Raw genomic sequence first — 21,997 nt, 5'->3', positions numbered from 1 at the left:
CATTAATATTCTAAATGCTCCTTAGGGGTTACCCGTTTACGGAAAACATAGTAACTCCAAATAGTATAGGCAAGTACAATTGGAACCATTGTAAGGGCTACAATCGTCATTAATTTAAGTGAATAATCTCCAGAAGCTGCATTATAAACGGTGATATTATTGGCAATGTCCGTTGAACTAATCATGACGTTCGGGAACAAGGCAATAAAGAATGATGCGGTTACAAGAATAATGATCAATCCAGTTGCTGCAAAGCTTAGTCCTTCTTTTTTATGCTTTAATAGCGTGAATAGGGTTAAGTAAAGAATGACTGCCGCCGCATAAACGGGGATTAAGATATTTCCACGATCCGCAAATGCGTTTGTATAAACTCCTGTTAGTACGATAAACAAAACAAGCACAGCCCCAAGTGACAAGTAGATTTTTTGGGCTTGTTGATTCGCACGTTGACGAATTTCCCCATCTGTTTTCAGTTGAATAAACATCAATCCGTGAATATAGCTTAATAAAACAACGGCAATTCCACCGACAACTGTATAAAGATTCACAATATCGAAAAATCCTGCATTCATATTCATCTCAGCATCGATAGGTACTCCTTTAATTAAGCTAGTGAAAAGAACTCCAACTAAAAATGGAGGGAGAAGACTACCAAAGAAAATGGCGATATCCCATGTTTTTTTCCATTTTGAAGATTCTAGCTTTCCTCTAAACTCAAAGGCTACGCCGCGGGCGATCAAGGCAAGTAATAGTACGACAAACGGCAAATAATATCCGCTAAAAAGGGTTGCGTACCAGTGTGGAAATGCCGCAAACATGGCACCGCCAGCTGTAATTAACCAAACCTCATTGGCATCCCAGAATGGTCCAATAGAATTAATTAACACACGTTTTTCCAGATCATTTTGAGCTAGGAACTTCGTGCTCATCCCTACTCCAAAATCAAATCCTTCTAAAAAGAGGAACCCCACGAAGAGGACAGCGACAAGAATAAACCATAACTCACTCAGTTGCATGTTCTAACCCCCCAGTACTAAATGGATCAGTGGAACTTGAGTCTTCTTTTTGCTTTTCATAAGGACCTTCTTTTGCCACTTTTACAAATAATTTAACCATTGCAGCTGCTAATAGTGTGTAAATGAGTGAGAAGGCGACTAATGAAAATAGGACTGAACCTGCTGACACGGTAGGTGAAACACCATCTGCCGTTTTCATCAATCCATTAACAATCCATGGTTGACGACCAATTTCTGACATAATCCATCCAGCTGTATTTGCAATAAATGGTAAAAAGATCGAAGCAAATAAGATTTTTAAGAATTTGCCTTTATTGACTAACGTTCCGCGACTATTCCAATAAAGCGCTAAAATACTTAATAGGATGAGAACTCCGCCAATTCCTGCCATGAATCTAAAACTCCAAAATGTGGTTTTTACTGGTGGAATATAGTTTCCTTCTCCATATAACTCTTCGTACTCTGCCTGCAGTGTATTCATCCCGTCTACTTTACCTTTGAATTCCCCGTATGCTAAAAAGCTTAGGGCATAAGGAATTTCCAATCTCATTGACGTATCTTTATTTTCAGTGTCAATATTTGCGATTACCGTCCATGCTGCTGGATCACCACTATCTTCATACAATCCTTCGGCTGCGGCCATTTTCATTGGTTGAGCACCCATTAGATAAGTAGATTGTGAGTGACCTGAAAATGCAATTCCAAGACTTGATACTATTCCAACAATTAAACCGATCGTCATCGAGCGCTTATAAAAATCCAAGTCCCGTTTCTTTAAATAATTCCATGCGCTTATTCCAACAACAAAGAAGGCGCCTGTTGCCAATGCTCCAAAAATAACGTGTGGGAACGCAACCAATAATTTAGGATTCGTAATAACTGCTAAGAAATCGTTCGTTTCAGCACGTCCATTTTGAAGCACATAACCCACTGGGTTTTGCATAAATGAGTTGGCTGCCAAGATCCAAAATGCTGATAACATTGTTGCGATGGAAACAAGCCATATACAGGCTAAGTGTAGTTTCTTAGGTAGTTTATCCCATCCAAAAATCCAAAGTCCAATGAAGGTTGATTCAATAAAGAAGGCAAGCAGTGCTTCTATCGCTAGTGGCGCACCAAACACGTCCCCCATAAATCGAGAGTAGCTTGACCAGTTCATCCCAAATTGGAATTCTTGAATGATACCGGTTACAACCCCTACAGCGAAGTTGATAAGGAAGAATTTTCCCCAAAATATGGACATTTTTTTGTAAACTTCTTTTTTCTTGACTAGATACAATGTTTGCATTATTGCGATAATAAAAGCTAAACCGATGGATAATGGCACAAATATAAAGTGAAAAATCGTTGTAGATGCAAATTGTATCCTAGCTAACATAAGACTTTCCATTACTTTTGACCCCCAATCTAATATTTTATTTCCTACATTTACTATAGCAAAAAGGTCATGTGACTTTGTGAACATTTTGTTAATATATTTTAACAAAATTAGTAATTCGTGGTAAAAGTGATTATGATTGTTGACAAAGCAAAAATAATATCCTGAATTAATAACTAAAACTTGTCTTACCAGCCCAAATGAGCATTTTGTTCGGCGGAATGAGTGTAGGGAAAACCATTTTCTACAGAAAAAAACTCCTCTAACGGTCATAGTTAGAGGAGTTTTTGTTATTCTTATATAGTTTTTTGAGCTGTAATAATATATAAGCCTTTTAGATTAAAATACTTTTGACCCAGCTAGTGGAGTATGGGACGAAAGGTTGGCATCTTCATTTAATGGAATGGTTACATGTTCAATTTCTTCTTCATTCGTACACTTTGTTACTTCTATATATTTAATATGATGTTCTTCCATATCGATGATCGTAAAGGCATAGTTTCCAAAGTTAATTGTGTCACCTTGTTTTGCCTCATAGTTTTCTGTTAAAATCCAACCACCAATCGTATCAATATCCTCATCATTAATATCTAAGCCAAGTAGTTCGTTTACTTCACTGACAAGTACTTTTGAATCAATAATAAAGTGCTCATCTTCAAGTTTTCGAATTTCTGGAATTTCATCTGTATCGAATTCATCACGAATTTCTCCAACGATTTCTTCAATAATATCTTCCGCTGTCACTAAACCTGAAGTTCCACCATATTCATCCATGAGAATCGCCATATGAATACGCTGTTTTTGCATTTTAGCTAACAAATCTTGGATAGGTGCGCTTTCAATTACTTTAATGATCGGTCGTATATAGGGCTGTAATGTTTTTGATTGTAAATCTTGAATATTTAATAAGTCGGTTAAAACTTCTTTTAAATTAATTAACCCAATAATATGGTCTTTATCACCATCAATTACTGGATAACGTGTAAACTTTTCAACGTGTACGATCGAGAGAAACTCTTCTAGTGTCTGGTCTTTTGATAAAGACACAATTTCGGTTCGTGGAACCATAATCTCTTTTGCAATTCGATCATCAAATTCGAAAATTTTATTAACATACTTAAACTCAGATTGGTTGATTTCGCCATTCTTATAGCTGTCCGATAGGATCATTCTCAGTTCTTCTTCTGAATGTGCTACATCATGTTCGGAAATTCGTTTTAGCCCAAAAAAACCAGTAATCATTCGTGCAGAGCCATTTAATAACCAAATAAATGGATACATCATTTTGTAAAAGGCGATTAATGGACGTGACAGAAGTAATGTCATCATCTCTGCTTTTTGAATCGCAACTGTTTTAGGGGCAAGCTCCCCGACGACCACATGTAAAAAGGTCATAATCGCAAATGCAATGGCAACGGATAGAATTGTAGTTAATGAACTTGGAAGATGAAAGAATGATAGAATTGGAAGCAAGATGTGCTCAAATGTTGGTTCCCCTAGCGCACCAATTCCGAGAGCCGTGATGGTAATCCCTAACTGACAAGCAGATAGGTATTCATCTAAATTTGAAATCACTCTTTTGGCTGCTACCGCATTTTTATTGCCTTCCTCGATTAACTGGTCAATTCTTGACGTTCTTACCTTAACAATAGCAAATTCAGAAGTTACAAAGAATGCCGTCAAAGCGATTAAAATGGCTATAATAACCAAGTTTAATATGTCCAAATAGATTTCCTTATCCTGAAAACAGGAAAGGAGTCACCTCCTGATAAATTGAAAAATGTATAAGCTTTTACTATTTATTATAAGGTAGAACAAACTATACAGTCAATTGTCAAGGACGCATTAGAATTTTATCCCACTCTTAATGGGTTTAAAGACCATATCTCAAGATTCTGAGTATACAAAGGAAAGCAGTAAGTAAGGTTTCGAGTGTCCGTAACGTTCCGAAATATGAACGAATGATCAGTGGAAACCCACCAATGAAGGGAAGTTCGTTACACTTTAAGGCATCATATGAAAAATTTTAAAAAAATATGTGTTAGTTTTGTTAAAATCTTACAAGTATTTATCAAAGTATCATATAATTATAGTGTATTAAAAGTAGAAATAGTAAAAATACAGTTGCTTTTATTTAGAAAATTCTGTAAATTTAAAGAAAGTATGGACGAGGAGGGGTGTTGGTGGGATTAATGAACAAAGGAGAATTAGAACGTAATAGTCAAAAGAATACTAGAACAGAAAATCGTTTGATTCTGAAACTTTCTATAGATGGTTTTATTATTTTCTCCACTAAAAATGCAAAAGCGATCATTGATTACGAGCCAGAAGAACTAATCGGAACCCATATAGAAAATCTCATTCACGAAAAAGAATTTGTAAATTTAACTGAACTTTTTTCTTCTAATGTTGAAGAAGTATGTTCATCATCATTACGGTTATTGACGAAAGCAGGTCATGCGATATGGTGTGATGTAACCTTTGCCGTTGTATATGAGGGTTCCAGAAGTCTTCAAGAAGTTATTCTCATCATTCAACCAGTCGCTAATAAAAGTATAGAGGACCATGAGTTAATTAATAATGAAAAATTAAAAATAGCAGGCCAGTTGGCTGCGGGGGTTGCACATGAGATCAAAAATCCTTTAACAAGTATTAAGGGATTTATTCAATTAATGAAGGCGGATACTGTCGTAAATAAAAAATATTTAGAGATTGTAGAACATGAAATTCAAAGATTAGAAGGCATTTCACATGAACTATTGGTGTTGGCCAAGCCGCAAGAACATGATGTACAAATTAATGATTTAGTTGTACTTGTTAATGAAGTTGTTCTCCTGATGGAGGCAGAAGCCATGCAAAAAGGGATTCAGTTCCACATGATAGCAGACGACCAACCATACATGGTGTTATGTGATCGCAATAAAATCAAACAAGTCTTAATAAATATGATTAAAAATGGGATTGAGGCTATGGATCGAATGGGATTCATAACGATTACCTTATCAAGTTGTGAAAATGATGTACAAATGGCCATAAGGGATGAAGGTCGTGGAATCCCAGAGGAACATTTAGAAAAGTTAGGAAACCCTTTTTTCTCTACAAAAGAGAATGGAAATGGTCTTGGTTTGATGGTTAGCCAAAAAATCATTTCAGAGCATAACGGAAAAATATCAGTAGAATCTAGTTCAAATGGAACGACTTTTCATATCCACCTTCCGCTTATATGAATCGGAAAATGGGAAGATTTCGAGTTCGAAAATCCACTATCAAAGAAAATTTTACATATATGAAAAGCACCTTCAACTAATATTGGAAGGTGCTTTGTATGTTTTTATTTTCTTTCCAATCATTTGATAACATTCCATATACGACTAAATCATGATAATGGTCATAAAGGAATTCACCATCCCGGATGATCCCTTCTTCTTTAAATCCTAAGCGGCTTGGAATCGCACGACTTTTATGATTGTTTATTCCACAACGGATTTCAACCCGATGCAGATGGAGATAGCGAAATAAGTAATCAAGCAATACCTTTAACGACCTTGTCATGATGCCTTTTCCTTCAAATCCCTTACCTAAATAATAGCCGATACTGGTTTGTTTATTAAACCAATCAATCGAGTGCAATCCAATGACACCAATTAAATGATGACGATATCGAATTCCTAAGTGAAATCCATTATTATCATAATATTGTCTCAACCAACTAGAGATAATGCTTTGGTATTGTACGGGTGATACGATGCTATCCACCCAAGGAAGCCATCTGCGAAAATGCTCTCGATTGTCCTGTACTAATTGAAAAAGAGTTCCGCCATCTTGCATTTGGAGCAAATGTAATTGTAATTCCTCATCAACGTTAATGGTCAACAATTCTCCCAAGCCCTTTCAATAATAATATGCTTTTTTCTAACGATAACAGAAAATAACTCAAAATGGTTAAAAATTTAGGTAATACGCTTATTCTGAATTATATGATAAAAGACAGAAAATTGTTATAAAAAAGATAATCGTTCTCAATTAAATGGTGGTAAAATGGTATTGGGTGATGAGAATGCTAGGGTCATTAAAAATGGGGGAAAAAGGAAAAATCAAAGATTTATCTCGATTAGACCGACTTGTGAAAAGACGATTGCTTGATTTAGGTATATCAGAAGGCAGTGAGGTTTGCATAAAAGGAATCATGCCTTTTGGCGGACCGATGATGCTTGAATCCTATGGTCAATGTATCGGCATTCGCAAGCGAGAAGCTCTTCAAATAGAAGTGGAGAGATTATAATGGATATTACACTCCTTGGAAATCCGAATACTGGTAAAACCTCTCTTTTTAATCATTTAACAGGTTCCTATGAATATGTTGGAAATTGGAGCGGTGTTACCGTTGAAAAAAAGGTCGGTCTTTTTAAAAATAAAAAAGATCGATTAATTGATTTACCAGGTATTTATACATTAAGTCCTTTATCAAAGGACGAAGGGGTTGTTACTTCCTTCTTTTTACATGAAAAGGTGGACAAGCTATTAAATATTTTGGATGCCTCTCAATTAAAAAGAAACTTACATTTAACGATCCAAATCCTTGAATTCGGCAAACCGGTTGTAATCGGTTTAAATATGATCGATGTTGCCAAAAAAAGAGGAATTGAAATCGATATTGAGAAGCTTTCTGAGTTACTCTGTGTGAAAATCAATCCGGTTATTGCTAGATCAGGAAAAGGTTGTGACGGGTTAGCAAACAGCATTACAAGTAAAAAAGTCTCAAACACAAGAGACGACCTGATCGATTACGGAAACATCATCGAAGAAGTGATGGGGCAGTTTCGAACCATGCTTCAAGATAAAACGCATCTTTCCATAAGATGGTTGACGTTGCAATTACTTGAAGGAAATCAATATGTAAAGGATTACCTTTCAGACTTGTTGGGCGAGAACAACACAACAGCCCTCTTGAATCAGGCTGAGAAAAGAATAGTTGAGCACGATCACGTACAAACAAGCCAACAATATATTTATCAAAAACGCCAAGAATTTATTGAGACGATACTACTTCAAACAACAGAAAAAATCGATCATGGAAGAGTCCCGTTAACAGAAAAAATAGATCGGATTGTAACCAATCGAATATTAGGAATTCCGATTTTCTTATTCTTTATGTATCTCATGTTCATGCTAACGTTTGATTGGCTTGGATTTCCGCTTTCCGACTTACTAAATGGATTTTTTGCTGGACCACTTACAACTGGAATGGAATGGATACTTTCCCTCTTAGGGGTCTCTACTTTTATACATGATTTAATTATTAACGGAATTGTCGCGGGTGTCGGGGGAGTTTTAGTATTCGTTCCCCAGATTTTTATTCTTTTCTTTTTTATTTCACTCCTTGAGGATTCAGGATATATGGCAAGGGTTGCGCTTGTCATGGACAAGGTGATGGATAGTGTTGGTTTAAACGGAAAGGCGTTTATTCCAATGATTATTGGATTTGGCTGTAATGTTCCTGGAATCATGGCAGCACGAACCATTGAAACACCGAAAGAACGGTTATTAACGACGCTTTTGACCCCTTTAATGTCTTGTTCGGCAAGGCTTCCATTATATGCCTTATTCGTTGGGGCCTTTTTTCAAAACAACAAAGCATTCATTGTTCTATCTCTTTATGTACTAGGTGTAGTCATGGCTTTAATTTTAGCCAAGGTATTTTCTAAAACGATGTTAAAAGGAGAAAGTTCTTTATTTGTGATTGAACTACCTCCATATCGAATTCCACAAGGAAAAACATTGTGGAAAAGTACATGGGAAAAAGGGAAAGGATTTATCCGCAAAGCAGGTACATTTATTTTAGCGGGTTCTGTTTTGATTTGGCTGTTAGCTTATATGGGACCAAGTGGTTTACAGGTAGACATGAACCATAGCTTTTTGGCTTATATTGGTGGTCTATTTGCCCCACTTTTTGCTCCGATTGGTTTTGGTACATGGCAAGCGGCATCTTCATTAATAACAGGGTTTTTAGCAAAAGAATCGATTATTTCAACGATGAATATCATTTACTTTACACCTGACGAGGCTTCCTTACAGGGGTTCTTAACGACACAATTTACTCCATTAGCAGCTTATAGTTTTATGGTCTTTATTTTACTATATATACCTTGCCTAGCGACAACGGCTACGATTTATAAAGAAACAGGATCAAAAAAATGGACGGCTTTTGCAATGGGATATGCGCTCCTATTAGCGTATCTCTTATGCTTGGTTATTTATCAAGGTGGTCGTTTATTAGGTCTAGGATAAAAAGAGGTGAAATGGAATGGTTGCAAATATTATAATTGGTACGGCTATTTTTGGTTATGCAGGTTGGACCCTGTTGCGTCATATTAAAAAGTCAAAACAAGGTAAATGTGCAGGCTGTTCTAAAAACGATTCATGTTCAAGTAGGTGTCCCGATTAATATAAAGAGCCCTCCTATTATGGAGGGCTCAAGCCATATTTATGAAATTGTCTAATAAAAGAATCTTACTTATCGAATACCGCCAAGAGATTGTTCAGCCATTTGAACTAGGCGTTTTGTAATTTCTCCACCAACAGATCCGTTAGCACGAGATGTTGTTTCTGCTCCTAGGTTTACACCAAACTCATTCGCAATTTCATACTTCATTTGCTCTAAAGCTTGTTCTACTCCAGGTACTAGTAATTGATTTGAAGAATTGTTGTTAGCCATGTTGAAACACTCTCCTTCATATTTTTTAGATTTGGTGGACTATTTTTGGGATTGAACCAAATTGGATGATTTAATCCATGCAACCATGCATAGTCCAAATTCGGTGGATTTAAGTTAATGGCTTTCTTTGTGTTGCTGGTGTGTGTTGCTGTTTGTTGCTTTGTAGTCATTATTATGTTTAAAATCTAAAATCCTATTCGCGGATTTTTACAGGTAATTATTTCCTAAGTTTTTAGTGGGTAATAACAGAATTAAAGGTACCTACACATCCTTTAATGAATGGTAGATACCTCTTAGTAAGAGTGGCTATTCATTTGGAGGTGTTTCTTGCTCGAGATCACGCGCCTCCTCGATATTTGTTTGTTCACCTCGGGAATGGACCGACCCCCCAGACAAACCCTCATTTATTATCCGATCAATATCTAAATAGACTTCGTCCTTACCTTCATATTGTAAATCCTTTGTTTCTTTTTTCATTTTTTAAACCTCCTTATCATGTCTTTCTTTCTATAGTCTTCGTCATAGTAAGCAAAGAAATACAATTCGTTTAAATTTCATGTATATATTTGCCAGTACGGTCCGATAATCACTATAATAAAAAGGTGTTAATTTAAATGATAAGGTCATACACCCTTTTTTAAGGTTTTGGCCCAATACAAACACAGCAAGTTTTTAATAAAATGAATGGAAGGCTGATTACAATATATGGAAGCATTTTTAACAATTTTATTTATGGTGGCTGTTGGTGCAATTATTGGTGGTGTGACAAATCATTTAGCCATTAAGATGTTATTTCGCCCTTATCAACCCATTTATATTCGGAAATGGCGACTTCCTTTTACGCCTGGGCTCATTCCAAGGCGCCGTCAGGACTTGGCGATTCAATTAGGAAGATTAGTGGTTAACTACTTATTGACCCCTGAAAGTTTTAAAAAGAAACTGTTGGGGAAAGAATTTCAAAGGGATATCACAACCTATTTACAAGGTGAATTAACGAAAGCATTCAACTCAGAAAAAACGATTAATGATTTAATGAAAAGCTGGGGGAAATTTGATAGTCAAGAACAATTACAAGCAAAAATCGATTATTTTATTGAAAATAAATACGATCAATGGATGGAGGAGTATCGCGATCAAAGCATTAGAGATATGCTACCAGCCTCTATGAAAGAAAAGGTCGAGGAAAAACTTCCATTTATTAGTGCCTTTATTTTACAAAAAGGCATCGATTATTTTTCAAGTGAAGAAGGGAAAAATCGAATTGAAAAACTCGTGGAGGATTTTATTCAAAACAGAGGCGGCATGCTTAAAAATATGTTGCAAATGTTACTTGGGAATGTAAATCTTGCCGAAAAAATTCAACCTGAAATCATTAAGTTTTTAAAAAATAAAGGGACAGACGAACTGATTACAAATTTCCTAAAAGCTGAATGGGAAAAAATTCTTGAATACAAAGGGGAAATGCTCGAAGAAAAACTTGAAAAACAAAAAATCATCGAAGGACTCAAAAAGTACATTCACAAAATCATCAGACTTGAAAAGGTCATGAATACACCACTTCAACAATATACTAGAACGGTTGAGGGACCTGTTCTAGAGATGGTTCCAAAAGTGGTAGCAAAGATATGTGAAGCGTTATCGGAAAAAGTTGAAACGATTATGGAAAAATTGAAGCTAGCTGAAATTGTAAAAGAGCATGTTGAAATGTTTCCGATTGAAAGGCTTGAACAAATGCTACTTTCGATCATCAGCAGTGAATTGCGTATGATTACAGTTTTAGGGGTATTATTAGGTGGTCTCATTGGGATTTTTCAAGGAATCATTGCCATTTTATTTTAGTTCCGGCTTTTTACATTGAACGTTAAAAGAGCCAGGAAATTACCGAATGGTGGAAAAGTGTTCCATTGTTTGTTATAGTTAGTGGACTGTCAAAATTTAAAGGAGTGAAAAAATGACTGTTAATGAAAGTGCTGTAGCATTAGGGAATGCCATTCAAAACACTACGGAATTTCAAGATTTAAAAAAGTTATATAGCGAGGTTCAAGCAGACGACGCTACGAAAGGCCTTTTTGAAAGGTTTAGAAATATGCAGTTAGACATGCAACAAAAACAAATGGCGGGTCAGGAAATTACCCAAGAAGAAATCGGAGCTGCACAAATTATCGTTTCTGACGTTCAACAGAACGAGTTAATTTCGAAATTAATGCAAGCAGAAGAAAAATTAAACAATGTTATCCTTCAAATCAATCAAATTGTTTTAAAACCACTCGAGGACTTATATAGTTCCGTTCAATAATATAAAAAGAAGATCTCTGTTGAGGTCTTCTTTTTTTGGTCTATTCATGAATGCTTTGCTTTGGTAAAGTTCTAATCTAGCCCTTTTTTCCATAGTCTTAATAGTAGCAATGATTTACATCTAGATTGGGGGCACGAGAGATATGATTTATCGAATGCTTGCGATAAATATTGATGGAACACTTTTACAATCCAATGGGAAACTTCATAAATCAACAAAAGAAGCAATTGATTATGTGCAACAAAAGGGAATCTATGTCACACTTGTAACATCGAGATCGTTTCCATCTGCCAAAAAATTGGCAAAAGCCTTAAAAATAGATACAAAATTAATTACTCATAGAGGCGCTTATATTGCGAATGAAATCGGTAGACCTACACATTCAAGTAGGATAAAAGAGCACATCACATATGACTTAGTTCGATTACTGGAAGGATTTCCATGTCAAATTCGATTGGTTCATGAACAATTTTCACTTGCCAATAAATATAAATTAAACCATAAATTATTGTCAAAAACGGTATTTACAACAGGGGACCCCATTGTTTACTCCCAGCAATTTGTTGATTCGATTGGGGATACGATTGCAGATGAACCTGCACATCCGTTAAGCATTGAAGTGTACTTTGAATACAAAGAGGACTTAAAAGATGTCCAAGAGGCAATTGGCAAAATGTATCATGAGGTAGAATGCATAGCTCTAAATGACTTGAGATTGGATATTGTACCAACAGGTGTTTCAAAATTAACAGGTCTACTTTATTTAGCGGAAAGACTTGGAATTAAAAGAAATCAAATTGTTTGTATTGGTGATGAAATGGATGATATTGAAATGATTCAGGCTTGTGGGCTTGGGGTGGCAATGGGAAATGCTCCGTTTGAGGTAAAACGAGCAGCAGATTGGATTACACGTTCACAAAATCTGCATGGTGTTGCATATGTAGTAAAAGAACATTTCCGTAAACAGCCACAAATCGAGTTCTTACAAAAGTTAAATATTATTAAATAGCTTTCCTTCCCCCTAACATGTAAGTTCATGATAGGGGACTTTTTGTGTGGAATTTTTTAGAAAATACTAAAAAATGATTTTGGTCCATGGTATGATATAGAAGGTTAGTAAAAGTAAGACTTAGGGGGGAAACAGGGGATGACTGTCAATTTTCTTAAAGATGCACTACAAGTCGAGGTTAACGGTCGAGTAGCAAAAATAGAATTAGAAAAGCCACATGTTCTCCATCGTATTCAAAATGATATGATCAAAGAACTTATCCAAAAATTAAAGGAAATTAGTTTATCAGATGAGATCCAAATCGTCATATTAACTGGAAAAGAAGAAGCCTTTTTTTCTGAATTCCGTAACAGTATTTTAAATGAGATTGAAAATGAAAACGATTTCTATTATACAATGGAGCTAATCAATGAGTTAATGATTACGATCTATAGTATGCCGAAGATTACGATTGCGGGAATTAGTGGAAGAGCTTCTGGTCTTGGCATTAGTTTATCATTAGCTACTGATCATATCTTAGTCGATGAAAGTTGCCAATTCGTTATGAATACAATGGAACAAGGCATCATCCCTGTCGGTGGAGCTCATTTCTTTTTAGAAAGAAGATTGGGCGAAGACCGTGCTCGTCATCTGATATGGGAATCAAAGACGTTATCTGCGCAAGAAGCTAAAGCCCTTAATTTAGTCAATGAAATTGCCAAAGGTGATCTAAACGAAGCAATCGATAATAAAGTGAAGCAATGGGGGCGTAGCCCGATTCTAGCGATGATTAAAACAAAGAAAATACTTGGGGAAAAGAACCGTCCGTATTTATTAAAAATGCTTGAATTAGAAAAGTTTGCCTTGTACCGTATGATGCAAACAGAGGATTACCAAGAATGCTGTCAGGCTTTTAAAGAAAACCGAAAACCTACTTACCTTGGAAAGTAAACGCACTTATTCTTTTCAAAGGGGTCTGAGAACAGTACCCCTTATTTGCAATTTTTTGTAAAATCTTTGTTAAAAGTGTCACGATTTGAATCTTTTCTGAGTTGTTTAACGTAGTATGGACATTGAATATAATAAAGGGGAGCGAATTAATGACATTAGAGATTAAAGATGTGACAAAGAAATTTGGAAACTTTACCGCAGTTGATCATCTGTCCCTATCCATTCCTGAGAAGGAAATGTTTGGTTTTCTAGGTGCAAATGGGGCTGGGAAAACAACAACCTTTCGAATGATTTTGGGTTTAATGAATCCGACTAATGGCACGATTACTTGGGACGGGAAGCGAATTGATTATTCAACAAGTTCAATTATTGGCTATCTTCCAGAGGAACGAGGCTTATATCCAAAATTAAAGGTTCGTGACCAACTCGTATACTTAGCCCGCTTACGAGGGATGGACAAGAGAGAGGCGGTCAAGGAACTGGAATACTGGCTTTCTCGTTTTAAAGTACCTCAATACATCGATAAAAAGGTGGAAGAACTTTCAAAAGGAAACCAGCAAAAAATTCAATTTATTGCTGCAGTCTTACATAAGCCTAAATTATTGATTCTTGATGAACCGTTTAGTGGTTTAGATCCGGTCAATGTAGAACTTTTGAAAGAAGCTGTTCTTGAGTTAAAAGAAAAAGGGACAACCATTGTTTTCTCCAGTCACCGTATGGAGCATGTAGAGGAAATGTGTGAGCATCTTTGCATCATGCATAAAGGAAAACCAGTTGTTCATGGAGCCCTAAAAGACGTTAAACGAGCTTTTGGGAAAAAGAATTTAGTGATACATAGTGATTTTGATTTAGAAGATTTACTTCATTATCCCGGCGTGATACAAGGAAGGAAAACAACCGAAGGGGTAACTCTCCAAATTGAAAAAGAATCCATCGCATCTGATATACTAAAGGGCATTGTTCATAAGGGGTTCATTTCCAAGTTTGAATTAGAAGAGCCTTCTTTAAATGATATTTTTATTGAAAAGGTAGGTGCCTCTTATGAATAATTTTTGGATTATCTTATTTCATACATATACAAGCAAATTAAAAACGAAGTCTTTTCTTTTAACAACGATTATTATGGCTGTGTTAATCATTGGATTAACCAATTTAACGAATATCATGGAGTATTTTAATGGGGATGAAGAAGAAAAGGTAGCTGTGATGGATGAAACAGGCGAACTATATGCTCTGTTTGAAACCCAGGTGAACTCCATTAATGAAGAGCTTGTGGTTGAGGAATTTTCAGGCTCACAATCGGAGGCTGAGGCAGATGTTGAAAATGGTGTCTATGAAGGGTTGCTTGTTTTAAATGTTGATGAGGATGGCTTACCGGTTGCTACATACAAATCATTGAGTGTATCGGATTATGCAACACCAGGTGATTTACAATTCGCTTTGCAAGGGATCAAAAGTCAAATGGCTGCAGCTCAGCTTCAGTTAACACCAGACCAGTTAGCGAAATTAAATGAACCTGTTCCATTTGAACGGATTGCCTTAAAGGAAAATGCTAAGACTCAGGAAGAATTAAGTGAAGCCAGAGGTCTTGTTTATGTTTTACTTTTCGTCATCTATTTTGCTGTCATCATGTATGCGAACATGATTGCGATGGAGGTGGCCACAGAGAAATCCTCTCGTGTGATGGAGATCTTAATTTCCAGCGTTTCACCGATCAAGCAAATGTTTGGAAAAATTTTAGGGATCGCCCTATTAAGTTTAACGCAGATGGCCTTTTTGTTAGGGGTAGGCTACTTCTTTGTTAAACAAAATTTGGAAAAGATGCAAGGTGGATTTTTTGAGTTTTTAGGTTTTCAAAATGTCCCGATTTCAACGGTGATTTATGCCATTATTTTCTTTATTCTTGGCTATTTCCTTTATGCAACGCTTGCCGCTTTTCTCGGGTCACTGGTTTCAAGAATTGAAGATGTCAATCAAATGATCACCCCGATGACGTTCCTGGTGATTGGAGGGTTTATGATCGCGATGTTTGGTCTGAATCAACCAGATACCACGTTCATGACGATTAGTTCTTATATTCCATTCTTCACCCCAATGCTCATGTTTATGAGAGTTGGAATGCTTGAGTTGCCTGTTTGGGAACCGATTCTAGGGATTGCGATTTTAGTGGTTTCTATCGTCATTCTTGCGATTTTTGGTGCTCGTGTCTATAAAGGCGGAGTCTTAATGTATGGAAAATCAAATTCCTTTAAGGATATTAAAAAAGCCTTACAGCTTACAAAAGATGAATGAGTTTGCGGAGTCCTTGAGAAGGTAGTAGATCTTCTCAAGGGCTTTTTTGATTTTTATCCATTTGGGGGTTCTAAAGCCTTTTCCTTGGGGGAAGTCTTTTATAAAGATTCTCAAGGACATTATGAAGGAAAATCCATAGAAAATGTCCATGAGAATGCTTCTCCAATTCTTTATAACTAAAAGTCCAAGCCAGAAGTGCCCGGTAAATTCAAATTCGGCTTCTACTAATCCTGTTTAAATAATCAGAATCCACATCATACTAATATAAGAACGTGCATTCGCTTATTGATGATGGTAATATATAACTATAATCTAGAGTACGAGTGGAGAGTGAAGATGAAAACAATATCCTTTATCCATGCTGCAGACCTGCATTTAGATAGTCCGATGGTGGGTCTATCTTATTTGCCAAAGGAAATCTTTGAACGGCTAAAAGAAAGTACGTTTACAGCATTATCGAAAGTAGTAGATGCAGCCATCCACCACGAGGTTGATTTCGTTATTTTAGCAGGAGATTTATTTGATGAACAAGATCGGAGTATCCGGGCTCAGACAAGACTGAGAAAAGAAATGGACAGGTTGAAAGCGGCAGGAATCGAAGCATTTGTTGTCCATGGAAACCATGATCATTTAAATGGGGATTGGGTGCACATAGAAATGCCAGATAATGTCCATATTTTTCCAGACTACGTAGATGTCAAATCCTATAGGAAACACAACACCTTAGTTCATTTATACGGCTTCAGCTATCCAACCCGACATTTAGAAGACAATCAATTATTCCAATACCGTAAAAAGGAAGGAGCAGACTTTCATATCGGAATTCTTCATGGTCATTATGAAGGAAATAGTGAACACAGCCGATATGCTTCTTTTACAACGACTGAGTTATTGGATAAAAAGTTCGATTACTGGGCTTTGGGACATATACACAAGAGGCAGATTATCCACAATTCGCCATATATTTCTTACCCGGGAAATATTCAAGGTCGAAATCGTAAAGAAGTTGGTGAAAAAGGCTGTTATCTTGTCAAAATGTCTGATGTCGAAACAGATATGGAATTTATTAAAACAGCTGATATTATTTGGGATGAACTGGACATTGATTGTAGTAACGTTAAGACCTTCCAAGATCTCTACATCTTAGTTCAAAAGATGATGGAGGAAAAACGGACACTTGGACATGGAAGATTACTCTCTATTTCCCTATCGAACCTTCGCTTGAATGATAAAGAATGGATGAATGTAAAAAACGGAGACATATTACAGGCCTTACAAGATGAAGAAAAAAGTGAAGATTCTTTCGTATGGCCCATTACCATCACTACAAGGCAAGCAATCGAATGGGACAGAAACACTCTTAAATCAGAGTCGGCGTTTTATAAGGAAATGTTTCAAACGGCAGATCAATTTGAAATAATCTCGCAAAGTATGAAGCCATTATATGATCATCCTGTTGCAGCTAAATTTTTAGATCCATTGTCAGACGAGGAAAAACAAGAAATCCAACAAGAAGCTTTAGACATACTCGTTACATTACTTAAGAAGGGAGGGTAAATATTGAGAATAGAAGAGATTCATATTTATGGCTATGGTAAGTTTGAAAATGTTAAATTTACAAATTTAGGAAAAAAACAGATTTTCTTTGGTAACAATGAAGCCGGAAAATCGACGATTATGTCTTTTATTCATAGTATCTTGTTTGGATTTCCAACGAAACAGCAAACAGAGCTCCGCTATGAACCGAAAAAAGGAGCAAAATACGGGGGTCAATTAATCGTTTATTTTCCAAACTATGGAAGGGCAATTATTGAGCGAGTGAAAGGCAAAGCAACTGGTGATGTAGTAGTCAGATTAGAAAACGGTCAAATCGGCGGAGAAGAGTTTCTAAAAGAGTTGCTTTCGTCAATGGATAAACATTTATATACATCTATTTTTTCCTTTAATCTACATGGATTACAAAATATCCATTTAATGAAAGAACAGGATTTGGGTAAATTTTTGTTCTCGATTGGAACAGTCGGAACAGACCAATTGGTAAAAGCAGAAAATCAGTTAACCAAGGAGCTTGACACGCGATTTAAAAATAATGGGAGAAATCCACAGTTAAATGTAAAACTGAAGGAACTGCAACAGCTGCGTGGTGAACTAAAAAAAGCTGAGAGAAATAATGACCAATATTTGTCACTACTCCAAAAAAGAGATGGTATACAATTTGAAATCCAACAATTGAAAAGGGCTTTAACCGAATGTAGAAGCAAAAAAGAAAAGTGGGAAAAACTGGATCGTGTTTATCCGCTTTATCAAGACGGAAAAATACTTAAAAATGAATTAACCCAATATGAAAATATCACTTTTCCCGATAAAGGAATTGAACAACTCGATCAATTAATGGGATTACATACTCAAGCAAAACGAAAGGTAAATACGTTAGAGCAAAGACTAGAACATTTAAAGGGTGAACTGGAGCAATTAACCCCAAACTTCGAGCTAATTCATAAAGAGAATGAAATCAATACGGTTGTTGAAAACCTACCTTTATTGGATAAGACAAAGCAGGAATTAATTGGACTGCAGGCACAAATGAAAAGATTAGAGGAAGAGTTAATTTTTCTCCATAAAAAGATTCATTTACCTCTTTCACAGCAAGACATTATCACAATTAACACAAGTGTCTTTGTAAAGGAAAAGGTTGTAAGCCTGAATTCCAAACAGAAGAGTTTAACGGATAAAAAACAGGAACTTGATGAAAGATTCCAAGAAGAAAAAGCCCGGTTAGAGGAGTTAGAATCAAAAGAAAGAGAACTTAAACAGGAGTTGTTGCCAGAAGAAGAAAGAAAAAAATTGGAGGATCTTTTATCCCGTTCAAAGGCAAAAGAATATGTTTTGTTTCAAAAAGAGAATATGGAAGAAAAGCTAGTCAGCTTAAAGAAATCCCTGCAAAAAGAAAAAAGAAGAAGTTCGCAACATAAAGTTCAGAACATCGTATTAGGAATTTTATTCATTAGTCTATCTGTCTGGGGAATCTTTTCAGATACCCGTTCTTTCCTCTTATTAGGTGGTTTAGGGCTGTTGTTTATCATATGGTCATTCTTGAAGGATTCCTCTGCAAAAGAGATCCGTTCCATTCAATCGGAAATTGCTCATTTAAAAGAGAAAAAATCAGCATACGAGCAAGAACTACGTACACCGTTGAACCATTTTGAACGATTTCAAATTCAGATTGATCAAGACAATGAAACGAGAGAACAGCTAAAACAGTTATCTCATATGTTGAAAAATCAGCATAACCAGTATAACCATATTGTTGATTTATTTGAGCAATGGGAACACAATGAGGCGGCGCTTCATAGAGAGTTATTGGAAATGGGAAAGGAATTAAAACTTCCTAATCATATTGCTCTTTATCACTTAAACGATGCATTTGAGATTATCGATGAATTGAAAAAAATGTATGTAGAAAAAGAATCATTAATGAAAAGGATCAACGCCAATGAAGCAACCATAAAGGACATTGTTTCTTTGTTAGAGGAACTTTCATTACAACTACTTCAAAACGTAAACACATCCCATCATGAGACAGCCTATCTGCTAAAAAGAAGTTTGCGACAGGAATTGGAAAAACATATTCAATATCAGGAGAAACAGGAACAATACCGTCAACTGGAAGAAGAGTATAAAGTTGAACAAATCGAATTAAAGGAAATAGGAGCAGAAATCGATCAACTTTATCAAATCGCGGGTACTCAAGATGAAATCGATTTTAGAGAGATTGGCAAGAAAGCACAATTAAAGGCTGATTTAATAAACAAATGGAATAACATTGATATTCAACTAAAATTATCACAAATAGACTTTGCAGAGTTAGAGTCCATTGATGATCAAGCTATTGGCGAAAAAATAGAAGGAATAGAAATTGAAATTGAGGAACTAGAGCAAAGAATCACTGGTAATAATGAGGAACTTGCGGATGTTAAACATAAAATCACCATGATTGAAGAGGGAGGAACATATGCTGAGCTTCTCCATCGTTATAAACAATTAAAATATGAATTTGAAAGTGACGCAAAAGAGTGGGTCAAGTTTTCTGTGGCAAAAGATATTTTACAGAAAACGATTAATAATTTTAAAGAGGTATGGTTCCCAAAAATGCTTGCGAAAGCAGAGGAGTTTTTGCAGTTTTTAACAGGGGGAAATTATATTCGAATTTTACCTAAACAAGATAGTAGTGGTTTTATCATTGAAAGGAAGGATCATCTCCTTTTTGAAGCAAATGAGTTAAGCCAAGCAACAACTGAACAAATTTATATTTCCATCCGTTTGGCCTTAGCCATAACGGTTTATGAAAAATATAAGCTTCCGATAATCATTGACGATAGTTTCGTAAACTTTGATCAAACCCGGACAAAACGAGTCATTCATTTATTACAAGAATTGGACGACAACCAAATTCTATTCTTTACCTGTCACGAACATTTAGTAGAATATATGCACTGGGATGATGTTATTGATATGAATGAAGAAAGGGTCGTTTCATAAAAAAAGCTCATGTTGTGACATATCCCTATCCATCCTTTCATAAAATATATGGACAACCTTTAACTTAATAAATAGAAAACTCATACTACTAAAAGCGTTAAAATGAATACATCATAATGAAATTTTAGTAGGGGTAAAGTTAAAGTCTCCGGAAGATGCCTCGGATTTTTAGGGAATTTTATTGAGCAAGCTTGATAATAATCCGGGCGCAAATTCGCTGGAGCGAATATATCATTGGGAAGGGTGGATGAAAATGGATATTCCTTTTTGGATGTATTTAGTGGTTATGGGAATTGTCTTTAGTGCTTTTATGGTATATAAAACGGGTAAAGAAGAAAGGCAAATGGAAGACGAGATTATTGAACGTGAAGGCGAAGTTTATATGCAACGACTCGAACAGGAACGTGAAGAAAAAAGAACCACTGAAAAGTCAATGGGCGTATAACGGAAAGACCCGCTTAAGGTAACCGATCACCTTAAGCGGGTCTTTTGATTATTCTTTTTCTTCTTCTTTTTCAGTACCTGTACCTAAAGTATCTTTAAGATCTTTATCTTTAATCTCTACTCCAGCCTCTTTCATTTCACGGTCAATCACGCCTTGAATAATGGTTGGATTACTTAAACGAGCGTTCTGTAACTCGGTTTTCATTTCATCTTTAACCTCTTCGTAAGGTTCTTTTTCTTTCTTTTCTGTTACTTGGATAATATGAAAGCCAAATTGTGATTGAACCGGTTCACTAATTTCATTCACATCTAGAGCGTAGGCTGCTTCTTCAAATTCAGGAACCATAGCACCAGGACCAAACCAACCAAGGTCTCCGCCTTTTTCAGCTGTACCGTCTTTTGAATATTCTTTTGCTAAATCCTCAAATTTTTCTCCAGCATCTAGTTTTGATTTTACCTCTTTAGCGGTTTCTTCATCTTCAACTAAAATATGTCTAGCCTTGATGTCTGGGCGATATTCTTCTTCATAGTACTTTTTCACATCTGCCTCTTTAATATCAGAGTTAATCGCCTTCTCTAATAAAAGATTTATTTTTAAATAATCTTCTTTAAAGGACTCTTCATCTTGGAATCCAGACTGAAGATAAAACGTTTCTCCATATTGTTCTTTAAATTCAGCGACTTTTTCATCTAATTCTTTATCAGATACCTCATATTTATCAGATAACACTTTTTCATAAACCATTTGTTGTAATACAGCTTGTCCGGCCATATCCTTCATTTCATCGTAGAATTCATCCTTTGTGATATTTCCAGCTTTTGATTCTACAATTAGATCTGAATTGTTTCCATTACAAGCCGTTAAAGACAGAATTCCGGCCGCCATGGTTAAAGGTAATATCCACTTTTTCACGTATTAACACTCCCAGAATATTATTAAGTCGTTTGTGTAACAAGGATAACTATACCATAAATTTAGGTTCTGACAAAAGAATAGGTAACGATTATGAGAAAAATTTTCAAGAAACTGGGTGAATGTCCATTACAAATTGGTCTTTCGCTCATATGATAAATCGTAAGAAAGGAGGTAAAAAAGAATGGGGAGATATAACAGTGGTTTCGCGTTAATCGTTGTTTTGTTCATCTTACTAATTATCGTAGGTGCTTCCTTCTATTAAAACGAAAAACACCCAACTGAATGGTGTCAATTAGATGAAAGAGATATAGGAATACCATGAAAAGGAGGTATTAAGTATGGGTCACTCTTACGGTGGAGGATTTGCGTTAATCGTAGTTCTTTTCATCTTATTAATCATTGTTGGAGCTGCTTGGTTATAAGATGGATTTAAACATATGTAAAAAGCGGTGATGATATCAC

22 protein-coding genes are annotated in these 21,997 nt (G+C 35.8%); 15 read left to right on the top strand and 7 right to left on the bottom strand.

Going from position 1 to position 21,997, the window contains the following annotated elements:
* Positions 1-2: 2 nt before the first annotated feature.
* The 3 genes from cydB to Q5760_RS20240 form a co-directional block, all read right to left on the bottom strand.
* Positions 3-1,016, bottom strand: coding sequence for a cytochrome d ubiquinol oxidase subunit II (gene cydB, locus Q5760_RS20250; protein ID WP_428909408.1), 1,014 nt, complete (start codon positions 1,014-1,016; stop codon positions 3-5).
* Positions 1,003-2,406 (bottom strand): cytochrome ubiquinol oxidase subunit I, encoded by a 1,404-nt coding sequence (locus Q5760_RS20245; RefSeq protein WP_428909407.1) that lies wholly within the window; start codon positions 2,404-2,406, stop codon positions 1,003-1,005. Before Q5760_RS20245 ends, cydB begins: the two co-directional genes overlap by 14 nt.
* Before the next feature lie 327 nt (positions 2,407-2,733).
* Positions 2,734-4,119 carry a hemolysin family protein gene (locus tag Q5760_RS20240; RefSeq protein ID WP_428909406.1) on the bottom strand — a complete coding sequence of 462 codons (1,386 nt, stop codon included), beginning with the start codon at positions 4,117-4,119 and terminating at the stop codon, positions 2,734-2,736.
* 467 nt (positions 4,120-4,586) lie between these two features.
* On the opposite strand from Q5760_RS20240, the gene Q5760_RS20235 reads away from it, so the two are divergent.
* The gene (locus tag Q5760_RS20235) at positions 4,587-5,621 is read left to right on the top strand and encodes an ATP-binding protein (protein WP_428912648.1); all 1,035 of its coding nucleotides are present in this window, start codon (positions 4,587-4,589) and stop codon (positions 5,619-5,621) included.
* 76 nt (positions 5,622-5,697) lie between these two features.
* Here the strand turns inward: Q5760_RS20235 and Q5760_RS20230 are convergent, their stop codons facing one another.
* A complete protein-coding gene (locus Q5760_RS20230; protein ID WP_428909405.1) occupies positions 5,698-6,270 on the bottom strand; it encodes a GNAT family N-acetyltransferase in 573 nt (190 codons plus the stop codon).
* A 175-nt stretch (positions 6,271-6,445) separates the two neighbouring features.
* On the opposite strand from Q5760_RS20230, the gene Q5760_RS20225 reads away from it, so the two are divergent.
* From Q5760_RS20225 to Q5760_RS20215, 3 genes are read left to right on the top strand one after another with little or no spacing between them, the layout of a single operon-like run.
* The gene (locus tag Q5760_RS20225) at positions 6,446-6,676 is read left to right on the top strand and encodes a FeoA family protein (protein ID WP_428912647.1); all 231 of its coding nucleotides are present in this window, start codon (positions 6,446-6,448) and stop codon (positions 6,674-6,676) included.
* The gene (feoB, locus tag Q5760_RS20220; protein ID WP_428909404.1) at positions 6,676-8,682 is read left to right on the top strand and encodes a ferrous iron transport protein B; all 2,007 of its coding nucleotides are present in this window, start codon (positions 6,676-6,678) and stop codon (positions 8,680-8,682) included. Before Q5760_RS20225 ends, feoB begins: the two co-directional genes overlap by 1 nt.
* Before the next feature lie 16 nt (positions 8,683-8,698).
* Entirely contained in the window at positions 8,699-8,839 is a 141-nt protein-coding gene (locus Q5760_RS20215) for a FeoB-associated Cys-rich membrane protein (RefSeq protein ID WP_428909403.1), read from the top strand.
* A 69-nt stretch (positions 8,840-8,908) separates the two neighbouring features.
* On the opposite strand, the gene Q5760_RS20210 is transcribed toward Q5760_RS20215, so the two are convergent.
* Together Q5760_RS20210 and Q5760_RS20205 are read right to left on the bottom strand one after the other, a co-directional pair.
* Complete coding sequence (locus Q5760_RS20210; RefSeq protein ID WP_428909402.1) at positions 8,909-9,109, bottom strand: small, acid-soluble spore protein, alpha/beta type; 201 nt, start codon at positions 9,107-9,109, stop codon at positions 8,909-8,911.
* Between the two features lie 306 nt (positions 9,110-9,415).
* Entirely contained in the window at positions 9,416-9,586 is a 171-nt protein-coding gene (locus Q5760_RS20205) for a hypothetical protein (protein ID WP_428909401.1), read from the bottom strand.
* A gap of 228 nt (positions 9,587-9,814) precedes the next feature.
* Between Q5760_RS20205 and Q5760_RS20200 the strand changes: the two genes are divergently transcribed.
* The 9 genes from Q5760_RS20200 to Q5760_RS20160 all read left to right on the top strand — a co-directional run bounded on the left by Q5760_RS20200 (position 9,815) and on the right by Q5760_RS20160 (position 20,620).
* Positions 9,815-10,948: a DUF445 domain-containing protein gene (locus tag Q5760_RS20200; RefSeq protein ID WP_428909400.1), complete on the top strand. Its 1,134-nt coding sequence runs from the start codon at positions 9,815-9,817 to the stop codon at positions 10,946-10,948.
* Between the two features lie 112 nt (positions 10,949-11,060).
* Positions 11,061-11,405 (top strand): YlbF family regulator, encoded by a 345-nt coding sequence (locus tag Q5760_RS20195; protein WP_428909399.1) that lies wholly within the window; start codon positions 11,061-11,063, stop codon positions 11,403-11,405.
* Between the two features lie 142 nt (positions 11,406-11,547).
* Complete coding sequence (locus Q5760_RS20190) at positions 11,548-12,414, top strand: Cof-type HAD-IIB family hydrolase (protein ID WP_428909398.1); 867 nt, start codon at positions 11,548-11,550, stop codon at positions 12,412-12,414.
* Positions 12,415-12,552: 138 nt separating this feature from the next.
* A complete protein-coding gene (locus tag Q5760_RS20185; protein ID WP_428909397.1) occupies positions 12,553-13,344 on the top strand; it encodes an enoyl-CoA hydratase-related protein in 792 nt (263 codons plus the stop codon).
* 149 nt (positions 13,345-13,493) lie between these two features.
* Positions 13,494-14,393 carry an ABC transporter ATP-binding protein gene (locus Q5760_RS20180; protein WP_428909396.1) on the top strand — a complete coding sequence of 300 codons (900 nt, stop codon included), beginning with the start codon at positions 13,494-13,496 and terminating at the stop codon, positions 14,391-14,393.
* Positions 14,386-15,636, top strand: coding sequence for an ABC transporter permease (locus tag Q5760_RS20175; RefSeq protein ID WP_428909395.1), 1,251 nt, complete (start codon positions 14,386-14,388; stop codon positions 15,634-15,636). Before Q5760_RS20180 ends, Q5760_RS20175 begins: the two co-directional genes overlap by 8 nt.
* A 336-nt stretch (positions 15,637-15,972) precedes the next feature.
* Positions 15,973-17,193 (top strand): metallophosphoesterase family protein, encoded by a 1,221-nt coding sequence (locus tag Q5760_RS20170; protein ID WP_428909394.1) that lies wholly within the window; start codon positions 15,973-15,975, stop codon positions 17,191-17,193.
* A 3-nt stretch (positions 17,194-17,196) separates the two neighbouring features.
* The gene (locus Q5760_RS20165) at positions 17,197-20,175 is read left to right on the top strand and encodes an AAA family ATPase (RefSeq protein WP_428909393.1); all 2,979 of its coding nucleotides are present in this window, start codon (positions 17,197-17,199) and stop codon (positions 20,173-20,175) included.
* A 253-nt stretch (positions 20,176-20,428) separates the two neighbouring features.
* Positions 20,429-20,620 carry a sporulation YhaL family protein gene (locus tag Q5760_RS20160; RefSeq protein WP_428909392.1) on the top strand — a complete coding sequence of 64 codons (192 nt, stop codon included), beginning with the start codon at positions 20,429-20,431 and terminating at the stop codon, positions 20,618-20,620.
* Between the two features lie 48 nt (positions 20,621-20,668).
* On the opposite strand, the gene Q5760_RS20155 is transcribed toward Q5760_RS20160, so the two are convergent.
* Positions 20,669-21,532 carry a peptidylprolyl isomerase gene (locus Q5760_RS20155; protein WP_428909391.1) on the bottom strand — a complete coding sequence of 288 codons (864 nt, stop codon included), beginning with the start codon at positions 21,530-21,532 and terminating at the stop codon, positions 20,669-20,671.
* A gap of 184 nt (positions 21,533-21,716) precedes the next feature.
* On the opposite strand from Q5760_RS20155, the gene Q5760_RS20150 reads away from it, so the two are divergent.
* Positions 21,717-21,797: a YjcZ family sporulation protein gene (locus Q5760_RS20150; protein ID WP_428912646.1), complete on the top strand. Its 81-nt coding sequence runs from the start codon at positions 21,717-21,719 to the stop codon at positions 21,795-21,797.
* Between the two features lie 76 nt (positions 21,798-21,873).
* Positions 21,874-21,957: a YjcZ family sporulation protein gene (locus Q5760_RS20145; protein ID WP_119707122.1), complete on the top strand. Its 84-nt coding sequence runs from the start codon at positions 21,874-21,876 to the stop codon at positions 21,955-21,957.
* Positions 21,958-21,997 lie beyond the last annotated feature (40 nt).

This window comes from Niallia sp. Kr1 (assembly GCF_050389805.1).
GTDB lineage: Bacteria > Bacillota > Bacilli > Bacillales > Cytobacillaceae > Bacillus_BD.
The sequence above is the reverse complement of the archived record's forward strand: the minus strand, read 5'-3'. Positions and strand labels throughout refer to the sequence as shown.

Coding starts and splice junctions, on each gene's coding strand:
- Q5760_RS20150 (WP_428912646.1), top strand. CDS start 21,717: ATGGGGAGATATAACAGTGGTTTCGCGTTAATCGTTGTTTTGTTCATC.
- Q5760_RS20195 (WP_428909399.1), top strand. CDS start 11,061: ATGACTGTTAATGAAAGTGCTGTAGCATTAGGGAATGCCATTCAAAAC.
- Q5760_RS20190 (WP_428909398.1), top strand. CDS start 11,548: ATGATTTATCGAATGCTTGCGATAAATATTGATGGAACACTTTTACAA.
- Q5760_RS20215 (WP_428909403.1), top strand. CDS start 8,699: ATGGTTGCAAATATTATAATTGGTACGGCTATTTTTGGTTATGCAGGT.
- Q5760_RS20235 (WP_428912648.1), top strand. CDS start 4,587: ATGAACAAAGGAGAATTAGAACGTAATAGTCAAAAGAATACTAGAACA.
- Q5760_RS20175 (WP_428909395.1), top strand. CDS start 14,386: ATGAATAATTTTTGGATTATCTTATTTCATACATATACAAGCAAATTA.
- Q5760_RS20180 (WP_428909396.1), top strand. CDS start 13,494: ATGACATTAGAGATTAAAGATGTGACAAAGAAATTTGGAAACTTTACC.
- Q5760_RS20225 (WP_428912647.1), top strand. CDS start 6,446: ATGAGAATGCTAGGGTCATTAAAAATGGGGGAAAAAGGAAAAATCAAA.
- Q5760_RS20170 (WP_428909394.1), top strand. CDS start 15,973: ATGAAAACAATATCCTTTATCCATGCTGCAGACCTGCATTTAGATAGT.
- Q5760_RS20205 (WP_428909401.1), bottom strand. CDS start 9,586: ATGAAAAAAGAAACAAAGGATTTACAATATGAAGGTAAGGACGAAGTC.
- Q5760_RS20210 (WP_428909402.1), bottom strand. CDS start 9,109: ATGGCTAACAACAATTCTTCAAATCAATTACTAGTACCTGGAGTAGAA.
- feoB (WP_428909404.1), top strand. CDS start 6,676: ATGGATATTACACTCCTTGGAAATCCGAATACTGGTAAAACCTCTCTT.
- Q5760_RS20160 (WP_428909392.1), top strand. CDS start 20,429: ATGGATATTCCTTTTTGGATGTATTTAGTGGTTATGGGAATTGTCTTT.
- Q5760_RS20185 (WP_428909397.1), top strand. CDS start 12,553: ATGACTGTCAATTTTCTTAAAGATGCACTACAAGTCGAGGTTAACGGT.
- Q5760_RS20200 (WP_428909400.1), top strand. CDS start 9,815: ATGGAAGCATTTTTAACAATTTTATTTATGGTGGCTGTTGGTGCAATT.
- Q5760_RS20245 (WP_428909407.1), bottom strand. CDS start 2,406: ATGGAAAGTCTTATGTTAGCTAGGATACAATTTGCATCTACAACGATT.
- cydB (WP_428909408.1), bottom strand. CDS start 1,016: ATGCAACTGAGTGAGTTATGGTTTATTCTTGTCGCTGTCCTCTTCGTG.
- Q5760_RS20145 (WP_119707122.1), top strand. CDS start 21,874: ATGGGTCACTCTTACGGTGGAGGATTTGCGTTAATCGTAGTTCTTTTC.